General features: G+C 46.1%; 15 protein-coding genes and 2 tRNA genes. 7 read left to right on the top strand and 10 right to left on the bottom strand.

The features are described 5' to 3' along the window. Nucleotides 1-65: 65 nt before the first annotated feature. The 4 genes from AC1DFM_RS33925 to sppA form a co-directional block, all read right to left on the bottom strand. Nucleotides 66-596 (bottom strand): SRPBCC family protein, encoded by a 531-nt coding sequence (locus tag AC1DFM_RS33925; protein WP_477081228.1) that lies wholly within the window; start codon nt 594-596, stop codon nt 66-68. Between the two features lie 40 nt (nt 597-636). Beyond that, entirely contained in the window at nt 637-1,173 is a 537-nt protein-coding gene (locus AC1DFM_RS33920) for an SRPBCC family protein (protein ID WP_477081227.1), read from the bottom strand. A 41-nt stretch (nt 1,174-1,214) separates the two neighbouring features. Beyond that, the gene (locus AC1DFM_RS33915; RefSeq protein WP_477081226.1) at nt 1,215-2,321 is read right to left on the bottom strand and encodes an ABC transporter permease; all 1,107 of its coding nucleotides are present in this window, start codon (nt 2,319-2,321) and stop codon (nt 1,215-1,217) included. A gap of 180 nt (nt 2,322-2,501) precedes the next feature. Next, nucleotides 2,502-4,259: a signal peptide peptidase SppA gene (gene sppA / locus AC1DFM_RS33910; protein WP_477081225.1), complete on the bottom strand. Its 1,758-nt coding sequence runs from the start codon at nt 4,257-4,259 to the stop codon at nt 2,502-2,504. A gap of 86 nt (nt 4,260-4,345) precedes the next feature. Between sppA and folK the strand changes: the two genes are divergently transcribed. Continuing rightward, nucleotides 4,346-4,834, top strand: coding sequence for a 2-amino-4-hydroxy-6-hydroxymethyldihydropteridine diphosphokinase (gene folK, locus AC1DFM_RS33905; RefSeq protein WP_477081224.1), 489 nt, complete (start codon nt 4,346-4,348; stop codon nt 4,832-4,834). Between the two features lie 35 nt (nt 4,835-4,869). Further along, nucleotides 4,870-5,499, top strand: coding sequence for a deoxynucleoside kinase (locus AC1DFM_RS33900; protein ID WP_477081223.1), 630 nt, complete (start codon nt 4,870-4,872; stop codon nt 5,497-5,499). Between the two features lie 102 nt (nt 5,500-5,601). Here AC1DFM_RS33900 and AC1DFM_RS33895 read toward each other — a convergent pair whose 3' ends face one another. Beyond that, nucleotides 5,602-6,843: a BaiN/RdsA family NAD(P)/FAD-dependent oxidoreductase gene (locus tag AC1DFM_RS33895; protein WP_477081222.1), complete on the bottom strand. Its 1,242-nt coding sequence runs from the start codon at nt 6,841-6,843 to the stop codon at nt 5,602-5,604. A gap of 119 nt (nt 6,844-6,962) precedes the next feature. Between AC1DFM_RS33895 and AC1DFM_RS33890 the strand changes: the two genes are divergently transcribed. Beyond that, the gene (locus tag AC1DFM_RS33890) at nt 6,963-9,419 is read left to right on the top strand and encodes an MG2 domain-containing protein (RefSeq protein ID WP_477081221.1); all 2,457 of its coding nucleotides are present in this window, start codon (nt 6,963-6,965) and stop codon (nt 9,417-9,419) included. Nucleotides 9,420-9,536: 117 nt separating this feature from the next. Here the strand turns inward: AC1DFM_RS33890 and AC1DFM_RS33885 are convergent, their stop codons facing one another. The 3 genes from AC1DFM_RS33885 to aspA all read right to left on the bottom strand — a co-directional run bounded on the left by AC1DFM_RS33885 (nt 9,537) and on the right by aspA (nt 13,593). After that, the gene (locus tag AC1DFM_RS33885) at nt 9,537-10,700 is read right to left on the bottom strand and encodes a porin (RefSeq protein WP_477081220.1); all 1,164 of its coding nucleotides are present in this window, start codon (nt 10,698-10,700) and stop codon (nt 9,537-9,539) included. 39 nt (nt 10,701-10,739) lie between these two features. Next, a complete protein-coding gene (locus AC1DFM_RS33880) occupies nt 10,740-12,080 on the bottom strand; it encodes an anaerobic C4-dicarboxylate transporter family protein (protein ID WP_477081219.1) in 1,341 nt (446 codons plus the stop codon). Between the two features lie 109 nt (nt 12,081-12,189). Continuing rightward, nucleotides 12,190-13,593, bottom strand: a complete 1,404-nt coding sequence (gene aspA / locus AC1DFM_RS33875; protein ID WP_477081218.1) for an aspartate ammonia-lyase — start codon at nt 13,591-13,593, stop codon at nt 12,190-12,192. Nucleotides 13,594-13,847: 254 nt separating this feature from the next. On the opposite strand from aspA, the gene AC1DFM_RS33870 reads away from it, so the two are divergent. Further along, a complete protein-coding gene (locus AC1DFM_RS33870) occupies nt 13,848-14,831 on the top strand; it encodes a lipase family protein (protein WP_477081217.1) in 984 nt (327 codons plus the stop codon). Here the strand turns inward: AC1DFM_RS33870 and AC1DFM_RS33865 are convergent. Beyond that, nucleotides 14,828-15,370, bottom strand: coding sequence for a hypothetical protein (locus AC1DFM_RS33865; protein ID WP_477081216.1), 543 nt, complete (start codon nt 15,368-15,370; stop codon nt 14,828-14,830). The two genes, AC1DFM_RS33870 and AC1DFM_RS33865, sit on opposite strands and share 4 nt — an antisense overlap. A gap of 111 nt (nt 15,371-15,481) precedes the next feature. On the opposite strand from AC1DFM_RS33865, the gene AC1DFM_RS33860 reads away from it, so the two are divergent. After that, nucleotides 15,482-15,886, top strand: a complete 405-nt coding sequence (locus AC1DFM_RS33860) for a hypothetical protein (RefSeq protein WP_477081215.1) — start codon at nt 15,482-15,484, stop codon at nt 15,884-15,886. A 40-nt stretch (nt 15,887-15,926) separates the two neighbouring features. Here the strand turns inward: AC1DFM_RS33860 and AC1DFM_RS33855 are convergent, their stop codons facing one another. Continuing rightward, the gene (locus tag AC1DFM_RS33855; protein ID WP_477081214.1) at nt 15,927-17,132 is read right to left on the bottom strand and encodes a hypothetical protein; all 1,206 of its coding nucleotides are present in this window, start codon (nt 17,130-17,132) and stop codon (nt 15,927-15,929) included. 527 nt (nt 17,133-17,659) lie between these two features. Between AC1DFM_RS33855 and AC1DFM_RS33850 the strand changes: the two genes are divergently transcribed. Further along, nucleotides 17,660-17,733, top strand: a tRNA-His gene (locus tag AC1DFM_RS33850). 215 nt (nt 17,734-17,948) lie between these two features. Then, nucleotides 17,949-18,022 (top strand) — tRNA-His (locus AC1DFM_RS33845). Nucleotides 18,023-18,037 lie beyond the last annotated feature (15 nt).

Genomic DNA, 18,037 nt, shown 5'->3' with positions numbered 1-18,037 from the left:
TTTAAATTAACCCTTTAAATCCGTTGCAAACAAAACATTGGGACCAATGGTAAAATAACTCCATATTATTTCTTCTCACAGATATCGCTGAGCTTCGTCAACCCACTTTCCATGGAGGGACCATAAATCCGGTCGGTCACAAAACCTCTTAATTTCCACCAGGGCAACATCCCCAATTTAATTTCCATATGCCAGAATATTGCAGTACCTGTGCCATCGGCAGTAGGTTTCAGCTCTATACCCCCATTTACCGGGCGGGCATTTTTAATGTCCAGCAGGTAATGTACACCTTTGGTGGAGTCACTATCCAGGATCGTCACTTTGCCGCTGCTCTGTTTACCATCCCAGCTATACCAGGCACCAGTACCCGCAGAGGGGGAAGAAAATACCAGGTTGGCGGTGGTATCAGGTCTGGTCCAGGGGTTCCAGGATTCCCAGGCTTTCAGGTCACCCACATGCGCATATACCACGCTAATAGGCGCCCGGATCACGCCGGTACGCTCCACTACACCCGTGGAAGGAAATAACAACGACAACAAAAAAATCATACTACCCAGAATAACCACACTGAGCAGCAACATCTTAATAAAACGCATAAACAGAAATTACAGCTAACGAATGCATGCTCCGGCATGCTTATGATTGAGCGGATGACAACCGCTTTATATTCTCCAATCCTTTTTCAAAATCTTTCCCGATCCACTTATCCATCATCAGCCCCATCACCTTTCGTAACGGATGCTGCCCGGTATTACACACCATTCCCCAGGTAACCAGGGTGCCATTGGGAACGGCATCAAAGCGGAAATAGCCTTTGGCAATGCCCATGGCCATAAAATCATTATCGGTCGCAATGTATTGGTCTTCTCTCGATTCCGTGACCGACATATGTCCCCGGCCTACATTGCGGTTATTGCTCTCCCAGCTATATCCCGCACCTACCCCGCTCTCTTTCTCACCATACGTAATCCGGGTAGCAGGGTCCAGCTCTTTCCAGGGCGACCATAACTCCCAGTTTCGGACTACGTTCACCAACGGAAAAATCACCCCAACTGCCGCCGGCATTACCAGGGAACGCTCCACTTTAACGGTGGGTGACAGGAAGAAACTGAAAATGAAAAGCCCCAGCACAAGGACAATAAATGCACCCAGAATAATGAAAAAGGCTTGCATCTGACTGGATTTTAGATAGCACAAAGCTAAATAAAATCAGGCTACTCCCATTTGAATACTTTCACGGCTACCGCATACACGACAACGCCCCATAAAGTCAAAATAGCAATATCCCAGCCCACATGCCACAAATGCTGACCTTCAAAGGCCACTTTACGTAACGCATCAATCAGGTAAGTGAGCGGCATTATTTTACAGATAGGCTGCAACCAGCCCGGGAAAGAATCAATCGGGAAAAAGGTACCCGCCAGCAGGAATTGCGGCAGGGTAACGATATTGGCCAACGGCGGAATGGTGCTTTCGTTCTTCGCCAAACTACTCACCACAAAGCCAAAGCCCATAAATACCAGCAGCCCGAATACAGACAGCACCAGCATTTCCAGGAATGTAGCGAAACCATGCACCAGCGTAAAGCCAAACGCAAAATGTCCCAGCGCAATAATCACGACAGAGCTGATCAGCTGGAAAATCATCCGGCTCAACGCCTCTGCCAGTACAATGTACGTGCGTTTGATMGGGGTAGCGAAGAAACGCTTGAGAACCAGCGTTTGACGCATATTATAAAACAGGAAAGCAGTGCCAAATACGGCCGCACTCATGAGCGCAAAGCCCAGCTGTCCCGGTAAAATAAAATCAATGGTCTTAAATTCACGTCCGGGGATCTCTGTTTGCTTGAAAACAGCCACAGAAGGACGTTTATAACTTACATCATCCAGTTGGGTGGTCACACTCTTCAATATTCCCATCAGGATCATCTTCTTGCCGGCATCGGAAGCGGTAGAAGTACGGATGTTGATTTCGTAATGTGGGATGGAATCTGTGCCAGGAACCGGCACTATATTCAAAATGGCGACCAGTCTTCCCTTCTTCAAATCGTCCTCCATTTCGGCCGCTGGCTGGGTGGTTACCAGTTTGAGCGTAGAAACGTGCTCCAGGGTCTGGTAAAAGCCCGTTTTAATATCGGTCTGGCGATCGATCCCCACTTTTACAGAAACGGAACTCCCCCCAATAAACCCAAACACCAGGATAAATACCAGCGGGAACCCCAAACTAAACACCACGGCGGAAGGACTGCGGAATATACCCCTTAAACTTCCTTTCGTAATAGCCAACATGGCCCTCAACTGATTGTACTTAGCTCCTTTCATCCTTTTTCTAAAGTTGCAGGCAAAACTACAATAAAAAAGGAGAAAGCATAGGATAGAAAGCAGAAAGCGAAAAGCTTAAAGCAAAAAGCTATTGTAGCAAGTGATCTTTGCGAATATTCATGCGCGTTGGTCACTTGCTACAATAGCTTTTTGCTTTAAGCTTTCCGCTTTCTGCTCTTTTTAGAAGCTATACTTAAATGGCAGCATCCTGGCCTGTATCCGGCCATGCATTTGCTGTACTTCTTTCAGCTCCTGGTATAATTCGTAATTAGTACCTAATTCTTTCTTAACCATATCAGTGCGGGTTTCCGCGCCCAATCCTCTCAGGAACCGGCCAATTTTGTTCTTTTTGGCTTCCGGATATTCCCTCAAACGATAATCAGATAATTTGGCCAGATGTGCGGCACAAGCCAGGGCTTCTTTTACGCCACCAATACGGTCTACCAGGCCCAGTTCTTTTGCTTCCAGACCGCTCCATACACGTCCTTGTGCGATGCTGTCTACCACAGCAGCATCCAGCTTTCTGCCGGCTACTACGCGCGACTTGAAAGAAGCATAGGTGCTGTCCACCCCATTCTGGATAAAGCGCTTTTCGCCTTCTGTCAACGGACGACCAACACTGCCCAGATCGGCGTACTGCGCGGTTTTTACGCCATCGAACGTTACCCCCAGCTTATTTTTAAAGAAGTCCTGCATATTAAACATCACCCCAAATACACCGATAGAACCCGTTAAGGTATTAGGTTCTGCGAAAATACTATCTGCCATACAGGAAATATAATAACCACCGGAAGCAGCGTAATCGCCCATAGATACTACCACGGGTTTTACTTTCTTCGCCAGCGACAGCTCCCGCCAGATCACTTCAGATGCCAGGGCACTACCTCCACCGGAGTTCACACGGAACACGATGGCTTTTACACTTTTATCTTCTCTTACCTTGCGGATTTCACTGATATAGTCGGCACTGGCAATGTTGGTGCCTCGGTCAGATTCCCCATCCACGATATCACCTTCTGCATAAATCAGGGCAATTTTTCCGTCGGCGGTGCTGATCGGCAAGTCGGCCGCTACGTTATATTTTCCGAGAGACACAAAATTGATGGCATCATCTGCTTTGGTAGCGGTTTTGCTTTTCAATTCTGCGGTAATTTCATCATCATACTTCAAGCCGTCTACCAGCTTATATTTCAGGGCGTCGTTGGGTTCCTGAATCATGTTTTCGTTGGCGTAGCCATGTAAAGCCGCCGTGTCTATATTACGCGCAGTGCCGATACCTGTCAGGAAATGGCCGTATAACTCACCCAGGAACTGGCTGGTCTGAATACGGTTAGCATCTGTCATCTGCGTTTCGCGTAGCGGCTCTGTGGCACTTTTAAATTTACCACAATAGAAAATCTCTGGTTTTATTTCCAGCTTTTCCAGCGTACCTTTTACAAAAGGCATTTGTGTGGAGAAACCGGTGAAATCCAGGCCTCCTTTGGGATTCAGATACACTTTATCTGCTGCAGACACCAGATAGTAGGCACCCTGGCCAATTACTTCGCCATAGGCATATACAAACTTGCCGGATTTGCGGAAGCGCAGTAACGCGTTACGCAACTCTTCAGTAGTGGCAAAACCGCTGGGGTTACCATTTACTTTCAGATAAATGCCTTTAATATTATCGTCATGGGAGGCATTTTCGATTAATCGTACTGCCTGAAACAAACCTGGCGTCTCTCCTTCTTCATCCTGCAGGAAGGTGCCCAGCGGATTGCTGACAGTTTGTTCCTTGTAGGATTGACCGGTTTCCAGCACCAGTACCGAATTGGGGCTAATGGTAATCTCATTGGGGGCTAAGGCCTTGCCTAACATCACCAGCAAAACGATGACGCATATACCTGCAAATACAATGAATGCAAGCAGGGCGGCCAGAAAAACTTTGAAGAAACGCATACTTTTTTGTTAAGATGAAACTGAAGTGGAAAGATACATTTTTTCAAAAATAAGGAATATGGCTACTTTTGGGATTCGAAATATACATGAATACAGCAATATTACTTATAGGTGGCAATTTGGGCGATCGTACCGGGAACCTGGAAAAGGCGGTACAATTGATCAACGAAACAGCCGGTGAGGTCGTAAACACCTCCTCCTTATACCAGACCGCTCCCTGGGGAGCCGTGGACCAACCTGATTACCTGAATCAGGCAGTAGCCATTCGCACCACTATGGATGCACTAACGTTACTGCATACACTATTGGAAATAGAAAGGAAGATTGGCCGGATTCGTCAGGAGAAATGGGGTTCCAGGGTCATCGACATCGACCTGATCTTTTTTAACGATAGTATCCTGTCGCTGCCGGAATTAAAGATTCCGCATCCACAAATGCAACTGCGACAATTTGTACTGGTACCTTTAAACGAAATTGTGCCAGACTACGTACATCCTGTGCTACACAAAACAGTACAGGAATTGGCTGATATCTGCCCGGATACATTACCGGTAACCCGCTACCAGCTTCCCTAAAGAACTGGTAAGCCTACACACTAAACAACATATTCATGCACTATAAATTTATTACGGTAGAAGGAAACATCGGCGCTGGCAAAACAACTTTAGCCAATATGCTCTCTGCTCATTTCTCCGCCAAACTAATCCTGGAAGAATTTGCAGACAATCCTTTTCTGCCACTGTTCTACGAACGCCCCCAGCAATACGCCTTCCCGCTGGAACTGTTTTTCATGGCGGAACGTTACAAGCAACTCAAGGAAATGCTGCAATCAAAGGATCTTTTCAGCGATATCATCATCTCCGATTACCTCTTTATCAAAAGCCTGCTGTTTGCCAAAGTGAATCTGCCGGAAGAAGAATATGCCCTGTACCAAAAGTTATTCGATATCATTAATCCACAACTGGTACAACCCGATTTACTGATTTTCCTGAATGCACCAGTTACCAAGCTGCAGGAAAATATCAAACACCGCAATCGCACGTACGAACAACAGATACCGGATGAATACCTGATGAGTGTACACGATACCTACATGCAGTACATCAAGCAGCATCCTATACGTACGCTCATGGTAGATACTACTAAAGTGGATTTTATCCGTCAGCCGGACGATTTTAAAAACCTGCTGGTAGCGTTGGAAAAGGAGTATACACCGGGAGTACACTATTTGAAACTGTAGCAAAAAGCATAAAGCGGAAAGCAAAAAGCTATTGTTGCGAATGACCAATGCGGATATTTATACGCTCTAATCATTCGCAACAATAGCTTTTTGCTTTCCGCTTTATGCTTTCTGCCTACCAGCAATAGCATTCGCGGCTACAAAACCGCTGGTCCATGCGTGCTGAAAGTTGAAGCCACCGGTAATCCCGTCTACATCCATCACCTCTCCGGCGAAATATAAGTTGGGTACCAGCTTGCTTTCCATGGTAGCGGGATCAATTTCACTGAGGGTAATACCGCCACAGGTCACAAACTCCTCTTTGAAAGTCGTTTTGCCCTTTACCGGAAATTCCATGCTCACCAGTAATTTCATCAACCGGTTTTGATCTTTTGCCGGGAGGTCGGCCCAGCGCAGATCTTCAGGGATTCCCACCTGCTGCAGCAAAAACTGCCATAGCCGTTGTGGTAACCCAAAGGGATTTTTATGATGCAGTTTCTGTTTGCCTAACTCAAAACGCAGGTGCTGCCAGTCTTCCCGCAAACTGTTTTCATTATAATCCGGCAACCAGTTTACGATGGCTGTAAAAGTATATTGCAGTTGCTGCAGCTCGCGGGCGCCCCAGGCGGAGAGCCGGAGTACTGCCGGCCCGCTCATTCCCCAGTGGGTGATCAGCAAAGGACCTTGCTCCTGTAGTTTGGTACCGGCTATTTTAACATGGGCGGTATGTGCCACGCCCATCAGGCTGGTGATAGGATTCCCTGGCATATTAAACGTAAACAGCGAAGGCGCCGGAGGCACTACGCTATGGCCGCTTTGCACCAGCCAGGCAAATTTATCCGCCTGCGCGTAGCCACCTGCGGCAATACAAAGGTAGTCCGCTGTGAGGGTATTGCCATTTTGCAGTTGTAGCTGCCAACGGCCACCAGCATCTTTCTTAAAGGAAGTCACTTCTGTATTGGTACGGATGCTAAGGCGGTATTTATCTGCCTCACGCAGCAGGCAGTCTATAATGGTCTGGGAACTGTCTGTTACGGGAAACATGCGGCCATCATCTTCTGCCTTCAATTTCACTCCTCTTTCCGCAAACCAGTTGACGGTATCCGTCACAAAAAAGCGGGAAAATGATTTTTTGACAAAATTTTGTCCCCTCGGATAACGTTTAGCCATGTACGTAATATCCGGTGCGTTGTGGGTCACATTACACCTGCCGCCTCCACTTACCTTCACTTTCGATAGTAGCTTGCCTGTTTTCTCCAGCAGCACTACTTCCAGCTGCGGGCATAGTCTGGCTGCATTTACCGCACAAAAAAATCCGGCAGCTCCACCGCCTGCCACCACTAAACGTTTCTGTTCTGAACTCATTAAAATCTTGTTAAAACCATGGCTTGAACACGCAATAATAACAAACCTGCGATTAATTACCGATTAATCTTCCGAAGTTTATATTTTTACATATATTATACTGGCTCAAAATATATTGCATGCAACCGCACCTGAAGAAAAAGCGACACCTGAAATGGATGATCCCTGCCGTTCTGTTGACCGGCGCAATGAGTGCACTGGCTATACTACCTTCGCCCAACGATTGGTCTGATCACATAGTAAAGGCATTACAAACATTCGGCACCCGTTACCCAGCCGAAAAAGTATATCTCCACCTTGATAAGGACTACTATGCTGCCGGTGAAACCATCTGGTTTAAAGGCTATATCACCCTGCAGGGAATGCCTTCCACCACCGCTACCAACCTTTATGTAGAGTTGCTGGATAAGAATAATAACGTAGTACAAAAGAAACTGTTCGCAGCGGGTAATGCAGGTTCTCCGGGCAACTTCGACCTGCCCGAAACACAGAAACCCGGCGTATATCAGCTCCGTGCTTATACCGCATGGATGCTCAACTTCGATCCCGCTTTCAGCTACAGCAGAACCATACAAATATTTGATCCTTCCCAAAAAACAGCCGCACCAGCCGATAGCGTTACCACGCCCGACTTTGCCGTACAGTTTTTCCCGGAAGGGGGTAACCTCATCGCCGGTCAGCCTAACATCGTAGCGTTCAAAGCCATCGATAACAACGGCTACCCMACTGAGATCACCGGTACCGTGAAAGATGCCAAAGGCGGCAATCCCATTGCCCTCAAATCTGTTCACGATGGGATGGGTACCTTCGATATCACTCCCACCAACGGACAGGATATTTTCCAGGCAACGATAAAAAATGCGAAAGGACAAACCAAAACCTTTGCCCTCCCCGCACCAGTTACCACCGGCGTTTCCCTGAAAGTATTCAATAAAGGCACCCGCATCTTCTACCAGGCCGTTCCCGCCAGCGTAAGCGATACCGCCTTTAATGACCTCGTTATCATTGCCCAGATGGGTTCTCAACTGGTATATAAAGCCAACCTGGATATCGGCGAAGGTCGGATCAGTGGCTTTATCCCGGCTGACCACCTGCCCTCCGGCATCTTACATATTACCCTTTTCGCCAAATCCGGCTTGCCACTTTCTGAAAGACTCTCCTTTGTCCGCAAAAATGACTTCCTCCAAATGGATGTACTGGATGCCGACACCCACAAAGAGCCCAGAGCCAAAAATGCCATCGAAATACGCCTGCCGGATTCTATGACCACCAACATATCGATGTCTATCACAGACGCTGATGCGGTACCAGTAGATAAAAATTCCAATAACATCATCTCTACTTTCTTACTCACCTCCGATCTGAAAGGCTACATATACAACCCTTCCTGGTATTTCCGTAACGAAGCCGATTCTACCATCCGTGGCCTCGACCTCGTGATGATGACCCATGGCTGGACACGCTTCGACTGGAAAAAAATTGAGAACAACGAATTCCCGGAAATCAGGTTCCCCTATGAACAAGGACTGCTCATGAAAGGACAGGCTACCATGCTGAATGGCCGCCCCATGCCTACCGGTAAACTGGATATGATCATCCGCCTGCCGATAGACAGCTCCTCTATGTTTGCTTCTGCTCCCATCAACGAAAAAGGAGAATTCGAAATAGCCAACATGGTATTCCCGGATACCGCCTACATTTACTACCAGGGCAACGACCTCGTGAAAAAAGGTGTAGACGTCAACGTGAAGTTCGATAATCACTTCTTCGAACGGCCTACACAAATTAAGATACCTTATCCGCTGCGCATTCCACCAGCAGTAGATAATAATGCATTGAAACAATTCCTCACCAGCGCTTCAGAAGGCAATAAGGTAAACCGTTCTATCAACAATAAAATGGTATACCTGAAAGAGGTAAACGTAAACGCAGCCAAAGTAAAACCAGAAGAAACCACCGAGAAACGCTATACTTCCGGTATGTTCTCCGGCGGCGATGGCTACACCTTTGACCTCACCAAGGAAAATCCGATTGCACTCAACGTATTCCAATACCTGCAATCAAAAGTAGCCGGCCTCCAGATTACCGGCGACTACAATAATCCTTCGCTCTCCTGGCGGGGTGGTAAACCAGGCTTATACCTGAATGAAATGCAAACAGATGTAAGCATGCTGAGTACCCTCTCTATGCAGGACATCGCCCTCGTTAAAGTATTCCGTCCTCCGTTTATGGGTGGCTTTGGCGGCGCTAACGGCGCTATCGCGGTATACACTAAGAAAGGCGGTGATAACGCCCCTAAAAACGATCCGAGTATCCGCGGTTTCAAACTCTATAAAAAAGCAGGTTATACCATCGTAAAACAATTCTATTCTCCGGATTACTCCGTCAAGAAAGAAGTACATGCATTACCTGATAAACGCCTGACCCTCTACTGGAATCCAAATGTGGCAGTAGATACCCTCACGCACACCGCGAGAATACAGTTCTACAACAACGACTTCACTAAACGTTTCCGTTTAGTAGTAGAAGGCATTGGAGATGATGGTAGTGTAGGCAGACTGGAACAGGAATTATAAAAGCGGATTTTAGCCTTTTTCAGAATTATTCTGATAATAGATTATAAAAAATCAGGGAAGATGAAAGCGAATATCCGCATTCATCTTCCCTAATTTTTTAATCAAAAATATCCGCTGTTACAAAATCAATAACGGTGTTACGATCCCAACAGAGAAACGGAAGTTATCATTGTTCACCATACCAAATTTCGTTTGTGCGTAGTCGCTATAACGGTATACCCGGCCGATCATATTAGCGTATACTTTTAAGTTGACTGTTTTAAACGGATATACTTCTACCCCCGGTATATATCCCCAGGCAGTACGCAGTTTCTTATCTTTAGCAGGATCAGGATTACCATCCCAATAAGCAAAATCCACCATCCCGGTTAAGGCCAGGTGCACAATGCGGCTCAGTTTAATATCAGCACTCAGCCAATGACTCATATACCTCACTCCCTGTACAGCCTTTTTATCAGGTGTAAAGCTGCTCACCAATAATTTACGATCCAGGTTCTCCAGGCTTAATTTAAAATCATATTGCAGCCGGAAATTGTGCAGGGACAACTGGTTACCAAAAGCAAAATAATTCATGTATTGATGGGTAGCTTCTTTAAAGATGCTGTAAGACCAGATCGTACTGAACTTGCCATCAAACAAATTACCCCGCCAGTTAATTACGGCGGCAAATGGGAATTTACTTTCGTTGATACCGGGGATGGTATCATATAATTCTTTGAATGTTTTGGTGCGGCTATTTAAAATCTGGAAAGTAAATTCATTGTTTTTATCCGGCAGAAAGCCCAGCCCGGCGCCTGTCAGGAAGTTATCGGCATACTCAATGATATCAGAGTATTCATAAATATCGATGGGGTTTAAATCAAACTCATAACCGCCCCAGTCGGCGCATAACTTACCGGCGTATATCTTCCATTTCTCGCTCGGATCAAAACGTACATATGCCAGGTCGGTGGATCTGCTGAGGTTATCGACCGATTGGGTGGCAGGGTCACGGGTGTAGCGATCACGGAATCGGAAATACAACTTATCCGATACCTTACCTTTGATTTCCAACCGGAACTGTTCATTCACGAAACGGGAACCAGTATACGTCCCATTTTGAAAATCATTGCGGAATGCAACACGCATATTAGCCAGCACATCTACATTATTGAGTAAAGACTGCTTGCTGACGGGGATCAACGGGGTATGCAGGGTATCATTTTTGGCTTCCTGCTGCTGCGCGGATGCAGTGACAGCATACAATAGTATGCATGCCATCCACCATTTACGGATATGCATAATCAATAGATTTCGGAAGTAACTAGCCGGTATGTAGCGCTACCACAATATTCCCGCCAGGAGGAAGCCCACCGCGACAGAAACCGCTACGCTCACAATACCAGGTATCATAAAACTATGGTTCACGAGAAATTTGCCTATATGTGTACTGCCGGTGCGGTCAAAGTTAATCGCCGCCAGCAATGTAGGATAGCCTGGTAAAACGAAATCGCCATTCACCGCCGGAAACATGGCTACCAGGTGAGGAGGAATAATGCCAAGCGACAATCCCAACGGCATCAACGCCTTGGTAGTAGCGGCCTGGCTAAAGAGCAGGATGCTCAGGAGAAATAAAGCAATCGCGAAAGTCCAGGGAGCAGAACGAACCATGTCTCCCAAGGTATGTTCTATCACGGCCGTATTCGTTTGCATGAACGTAGCGCTCATCCACACCACGCCAAAAATTGACACCACAGCCTGCGCGCCGGAGTTAAACAAACTGGCCTTGGCAACAGATGCGGCAGACGTTTTACACAGCAGCATAATCGCCGCAGCAGCAGCCAGCATCACCAGTTCTATCACAGCAGCCATCTTAACATTGCCCACGCCATCTACCGCCAGGTTGCTGACACCAGGGCCAAAGGAAGGCAACATCGCAGGGAAAGCACCCACCAATACAATCAACAACACGGCCAGTCCAAAAATCAACACCGATAATTTTGCGCCCGGCAGCAATGGCGCTTCTGCAGATGCCTGATCTGCATTAATACTTGCTGCAAATTCGGGGTCCTTCATTTTTTCCAGGAACAGCGGATCTTTGTCCAGCTCCTTCCCTTTCTTCCAGCAAACCGCCACACCTGCCAATGTACCTGCCAGCGTAGCCGGGATACATACTTTAAGAATTTCCAACAGCTCTACTTTGCCGCTGAGTATAGTCAGCAACGCCGCAGTAGCGGCAGATATAGGACTGGCGGTAATCGCCAGATGAGAAGAAATTACAGAAATACTAAGCGCTCTCTCCGGACGGATTCTTTTTTTGGTAGATACTTCTGAAATAATGGGTAACAGTGAATACGTAATATGCGCAGTGCCTGCAAACAACGTAAACATATACGTGACCAATGGTCCCAGCAATACAATCAGCGAAGGTTTGCTACGCAATATTTTTTCGGCCAGTCGTACCAGGTAATCCATTCCACCGGCTGCCTGCAAAGTAGCCGCAGTAGTTACTACCGCCAGGATAATCAGCATCACATCAATGGGCGGGTCAGCGGGCCGCATCCGGAACAGGAATATATAAATGGCCAATGCCACCATACCCATCACTCCCAGGCCAATGCCTTTCATACGCGCGCCTACCAGGATAGCCGCCAACAAAATTGCAAATTGTAACCAGATCATATGAAGCGTGTATATCTGATGATTAGCTTTTTCTCCTCTGCCAACCGGCTCTGACAGGGAAAATAAAACAGGCAGCCAGCCGGCATCACCGGGCGGCTGCCTTCGTACTTTATTGTATGAATTGGGGTCTGATCAGATTGTCGAAAGTGAAAATCTCATCCCATTTCTCTTGTGTTACCCACTTCTTTTCTTTTACTGCCAGGTCGTGCACCGACTTACCCGTTGCCAGCGCTTCCCTTGCAATGGCAGAACATTTTTCGTAACCGATAATAGGATTCAGCTGCGTCACAATACCAATGCTCTGCATCACCATTTCTTTGGTACGGTCCGCATTGGCCGTGATACCCACCACACATTTATCTTTCAACGTTTGACATGCATTATTCATATAAGTGATGGCAGTAAACAATGCAAACGCAATGGTAGGCTCCATTACATTGAGTTGCAACTGTCCCGCTTCTGCGGCCATGGTTACCATCAAATCAGCGCCAATTACATAAAATGCCGTTTGATTCACTACTTCCGGGATCACCGGATTTACTTTACCAGGCATGATAGAAGATCCCGGCTGCATAGGTGGCAGGTTAATTTCGTTTAAGCCTGTACGTGGGCCGGAAGATAATAACCGGAGGTCATTACAGATCTTGGAAATCTTTACAGCTGTGCGTTTCAGCACACCTGATAATTGCACATAAGCACCGGTATCATACGTAGCTTCAATCAGATCGCCTGCCAGTATGAGGTCCAGCCCCGTAATAGTGGCCAGGTGTTTAGTCACCAGTTCCGCATATCCTTTCGGTGCATTTACGCCCGTACCAATAGCGGTAGCGCCCATATTAATTTCAGAGATCAGGCGTTTGCTTTCTTCCACACGTGCCAACTCTTCATTGATATTGGTAGCGAAGGCTTTGAATTCATCCCCCATGCTCATCGGAACAGCGTCCTGCAATTGGGTACGTCCCATTTTCAGCACGTTCTTAAACTCTTMGCCCTTGGCTGCGAAGGCATCTGCCAGCTGGCTGAGGGTAACTTTATATCCGGTGAGCTTATTGATGAGGGCTATACGAAAAGCAGTAGGATACGCATCGTTGGTAGACTGGGAGCAGTTTACATGGTTGTTAGGGTGACAGAATTCATATTGCCCCTTTTCTTTGCCCATCATTTCAAGGGCCACATTAGCGATCACTTCATTGGCATTCATATTCACGGAAGTACCGGCCCCGCCCTGTATCAGGTCACTGAGGAACTGGTCATCAAATTCGCCGGCAATCACGCGATCGCTGGCTTTAATAATATATTCCGCAATATTTTTATCCAGTACACCAAGGTCGCGATTGGCCATCGCAGCGCCTTTCTTTACATAGCCTAACGCCTGTACGAAAATGGGTTCTACCTTCAGGGGAATGCCCGTAATATGAAAATTCTCAATTGCACGCAGGGTTTGAATACCGTAATAGACGTCGTGTGGTATTTCTTTTTCACCGAGGAAATCGTGCTCAATTCTCTTTGCCATATTTAAAGTAATTTAGGCTTGAAAGTTAAACGCATTTACAACAATGAAACAGCGCGAATTGTTTTATTTTATCTTAAAGAGATGCGCTTTTATTAGTAGTTCGCCTATTGTTCACGATTAGTAATTCATAAATTTCCATGATCTACCGCCTTTCACTGGTTTGTTTTCTATTTTTATTTTTCGGGAGAAATCTAACTTTTGCCCAACACCTCCAACCTCATTTTAACCCATCTGAATATGCGGAACTATTGAAAATGGTGGACCGATTGGCTGATACTCCCTGGACGAAAGTAAAAAGCAGTCCTCCCCGCGATTGTGAACTGGTATACCGTTCCCCCGAATCGGGGCTGGTGAATCGCTGGGATTTGTGGAAACGAAAAGATGGTGTGGGGATTATAGTGATCCGGGGCACAGTAGGCAGCAGCACTTCGTGGCTGGAAAACTTTTATGCGGGCATGATTCCTGCGCAGGGTACGGTGAAACTCAACGACAGTACTTCCGTTCCTTATAAAGTAGCAGAAGATCCCAAAGCCTATGTACACGCCGGCTGGATGTTGGCCGTAGCAGCCATGGGACCGGATATGATCCGTAAAATAAAAGAGTACTATCAGCAAGGCATACACGAATTTATCATCTTTGGTCATAGCCAGGGCGGCGCCATCTCTTTTCTGATGCGTTCCTATTTTGCCTATACGGATGGATTGCCCAAAGACATCGTGTTTAAAACCTACGCCAGCGCAGCCCCGAAGCCGGGTAACCTGAACTATGCTTACGACTACGATTATATTACCAGAGATGGCTGGGGACTACGTGTGGTGAATACACGCGACTGGGTACCGGAAACACCATTTTCCCTGCAAACTACGCGGGACTTCACGACGGTGAATCCTTTCTCTAACATTAAAGCATCTATGAAGGACCAGAAATGGGCCATCCGCTGGGTACTCAATTATATGTACGGCCGGCTGGATCGTCCGGCCAAACGGGCCGCCAGGCGTATGCAGCGGATCTTAGGCAAGTTTGCCTATACCCGTGTAAAAAAGATACTGCCGGAGTATCAGCGCCCGGATTTTGTGACCAGTCACAATTATACGCCGGCAGGTACGCCTGTTATTCTATACCCGGTAAAAGGGTACGATGAGAATTTTCCGTTTGATGGCAAAAACATTTTCAGGCATCACATGTTAGAGCCCTACAGATGGGAGCTGGAGCAGATCTACCATGTAGACGCCAATTAATCGTTACCGCTCTTCTCTCCGGTAAACCAATGTTCCTTATCTCTGAACAACACGTTGAAAGTAGTGAGGGAACCATAAATGCGGGTAATGTATTGCTGCATATTTACCTTCTCTTCGTCGGTGAGTACTTTGTGACTGTTGATGTTTTGCTCCAGTACACGAAGGCGATCCCGTAGCATGACTATTTTATGGAAGAAGGTATCAATCGGCAGTTCTTTGGCTTTCAGCGTTGGATCGCCGGGCTGAAGGATGAGATTACCACCTTTCCAGCGATCACCCAATGGCACTACTTCGGCAATGCCTCCCCATAAACGCAGAATTTTCAGCAACGATGTTTCCACCTCTGAAGCCGTTTCCACTTCAGGGGTGGTATTTTCAGCTACCAGCACCTCAAAAAGCGGATCTGTTTTATCGATCATCTTAATGCCATGGTCCATAAAAGTAACACGGTACTGGGCGTATTTTACCGCCACAATTACGCCGGGACCATAGTGCGCATGTTGTACCCTGGAGCCAACGCCAAGTGTGAGTTCTTCCATCTTTCTTTTTTCCTCAAACATAAAAAATTCCGGCAAAAGGAATAAACTAACATTTGTTAGGGTATATGGCAGGGGAAGCATTTACTTTTGGCTTTACCAAATACAACCGTTATGACTCCTGCAGCCAAATTAATGTGCGGTGCTATTCTCATTACTATTCCTACCATTGAATTTGGGGGGTATTTCCTGTTAAAAATCCTTAGTGGTAAAATGAAACAGCTGCCACTCACGCCTTTCCAGCGATCCATGTTCCGTGCAGGACATGCGCATGCCGGCGTATTGGTGATATTATCGCTGGTTTGYCAGCTGCTGGCAGATGAAGCCATGTTAGGCGCCACCCTGTTGTGGGGAGTAAGAATAGGCATTCCTTTAGGTACTATATTTATCAGCGGAGGATTTTTTGCTGCGGCAGCAGGCAGTGGCCGCACACAACCCAATCAATGGATTGGTATCCTGTATGTGGGAGTAGTGATGTTGGGGGTCAGTGTAATTACGCTTGGGTTAGGATTACTATAAAAAAAGTGAGATGAGCTATGCTGCTCATCTCACCTTAACATTATTCTTTTACTTTATTCAGGAAGTAGGACAACTTAAACAACAGTTCGTCCTGCAAACCTGCCCGCAGCTTGGCTTCCTCGTCAGTGATACCTAAGCGGCGCAAGCGCTGATAGTATACATAAGAACCACCAATGAGCTCAAGGCATTCCGTTATTTTAGTTTTTACTTCTGCTTCTTTGGAGCGTTTTTCGAATTCCTTTTTAGTAAGAATTTTATCTACAAAGTAGAAGTTATCCTTATCTTCTACCCACTTCTTGCCTTCTCTGTGCTGTGGTTTATACACTTCGAGGTAGCAATTGTCGAGTTTTAACACGTCTCCAAATTCTGCGCGTATATCTATCACCGTTGGTTTTTCAGCAGCGGGATTAGCCAACCGTTTTTTAATGTGGTTGCTGATGGTCACGCCTAGTTCATCGCTGCTCATCAGGATCTGGTTCAGTTCTGAAAACTCCAGGCTGATGGTGATGCGGGCATAGCCTCTGCCGCTTTTTATCTTACCAAATAAACTGGGCGTCGTTTGTTCATCAAAGATGATATCTTCTACCTGTACTTTGGTAATGGTTTTATAGTTGGGCGTATACCCTTCTTCCAGTGGCGTAGCGCGCTTGTTCACGAGGCGGGAAGGTTCTTGGCGACGGGTGAATTGTATGAATTCATCAATAAAACGCAGCTCCTGCTTTTTCAGTTTAGCATAGAGTTMATGCGTAGTATGATTATGTATTTTACTTAGCAGCATCAGGTCATTCCAGCTGTCGAAATGCTGCATTTTTTTCAATTCATCCAGGATATCGCCGGCATCCATATTACGGCGATAGAAGAGTTCTCCAATGAGAAATAAGGCGTATTCCTGTGCCGGGTATCCCAATTCAGGTAACACGTCATATGGACTGCGTTTTTGGTCGCGTCCACTTTCTAAAAGATCAATATCTGACATAACCGGTGCCAAAAGGTACTTACGTGCTGCCGCACGCAGTTTCTTGCTCACATAATCCACCAATTGATCACTTACGTGCCCATGATGCACAAAATCATGCAGTATTTGCACAAAGCGCCGTGATGCAGGCAATCCAAATTGTGAAAGAATATCGTTTTCCATGTCCAGCACGTCCTCAAAACCAGGCTCCTCCTTTCCAGGCTTCACCCGTTGATCCATTTGCTGGTAACGCTGATAGTACTCCTGCAACTTCAGTTTAAGCTGATCCATAATGTATATACAATTAAATATTAAATACTTACTTTAAATCCTTGATAGCGCATCGTAATTTTAAAAAAAATTTTCGCGCTGGTTAACATATCCAGCCTAAACAGGCCAAAAACACGGGCGCGCGGATGCTTTGAAAAACAACACACAGTTGATTACCAACAACTTATATAAATGGGAATGGAATGGGAAAGTGCGCAAAGATACGATATTTTTTGAAGCAACAAAAAGCCCGGGGCATAAAGGGAGCAGCGGTTATAGCTGTTGATAAGCGTGTATAAATAGCTGTTTTTTGATATCATACCTGCCCGGGTATAATTCACAGTGCACAACGCAGTAAACACAAGCCAGCAAAGGAAATTGATCAGTCACAGCCCTGCTTATACAAGTCCCTCCATCATCTCCGGCTGATGCAGCTTTTTACTTGAAAAATTATCTACATGTGTAATAGGCTGAAAATTTTTTATTCAAAGTATTTGGAATTTAAAAATAGTTTCGCTTATCTTTGCACTCCCAACAACGGAAATACGGTGGTTGTAGCTCAGTTGGTTAGAGCATCAGATTGTGGTTCTGAGGGTCGAGGGTTCGAAACCCTTCAATCACCCAAACGTTTAAAAAGGCTTCTGTAAAAGGAAGCCTTTTTTGTTTTTACATCCTGCGTAAAACATCGCGCCATAATTTTTGCGCAAAAACTGCTCAAAAATCTCCTTTCTTCCAACAGAAAAATATTATCTGAAAAAACATCAAAAAAAATTTCTTTAGTAGAAAAAGATTCTCTTATATTTGCACTCCGAAAAACGGGGTAACCGTTGAAACACGGTGGTTGTAGCTCAGTTGGTTAGAGCATCAGATTGTGGTTCTGAGGGTCGAGGGTTCGAAACCCTTCAATCACCCAAACGTTTAAAAAG

This window comes from Chitinophaga sp. 05T412 (assembly GCF_056396465.1).
Note: the sequence above shows the minus strand (reverse complement) of the source record. Positions and strands in the feature narration are given on the sequence as shown.

What these genes read in the sequence shown, in the direction of transcription:
- AC1DFM_RS33925 (WP_477081228.1), bottom strand. Translation starts at nt 596, where the DNA reads ATGCGTTTTATTAAGATGTTGCTGCTCAGTGTGGTTATTCTGGGTAGT.
- AC1DFM_RS33920 (WP_477081227.1), bottom strand. Translation starts at nt 1,173, where the DNA reads ATGCAAGCCTTTTTCATTATTCTGGGTGCATTTATTGTCCTTGTGCTG.
- sppA (WP_477081225.1), bottom strand. Translation starts at nt 4,259, where the DNA reads ATGCGTTTCTTCAAAGTTTTTCTGGCCGCCCTGCTTGCATTCATTGTA.
- folK (WP_477081224.1), top strand. Translation starts at nt 4,346, where the DNA reads ATGAATACAGCAATATTACTTATAGGTGGCAATTTGGGCGATCGTACC.
- AC1DFM_RS33900 (WP_477081223.1), top strand. Translation starts at nt 4,870, where the DNA reads ATGCACTATAAATTTATTACGGTAGAAGGAAACATCGGCGCTGGCAAA.
- AC1DFM_RS33895 (WP_477081222.1), bottom strand. Translation starts at nt 6,843, where the DNA reads ATGAGTTCAGAACAGAAACGTTTAGTGGTGGCAGGCGGTGGAGCTGCC.
- AC1DFM_RS33885 (WP_477081220.1), bottom strand. Translation starts at nt 10,700, where the DNA reads ATGCATATCCGTAAATGGTGGATGGCATGCATACTATTGTATGCTGTC.
- AC1DFM_RS33880 (WP_477081219.1), bottom strand. Translation starts at nt 12,080, where the DNA reads ATGATCTGGTTACAATTTGCAATTTTGTTGGCGGCTATCCTGGTAGGC.
- AC1DFM_RS33870 (WP_477081217.1), top strand. Translation starts at nt 13,848, where the DNA reads ATGGTGGACCGATTGGCTGATACTCCCTGGACGAAAGTAAAAAGCAGT.
- AC1DFM_RS33865 (WP_477081216.1), bottom strand. Translation starts at nt 15,370, where the DNA reads ATGGAAGAACTCACACTTGGCGTTGGCTCCAGGGTACAACATGCGCAC.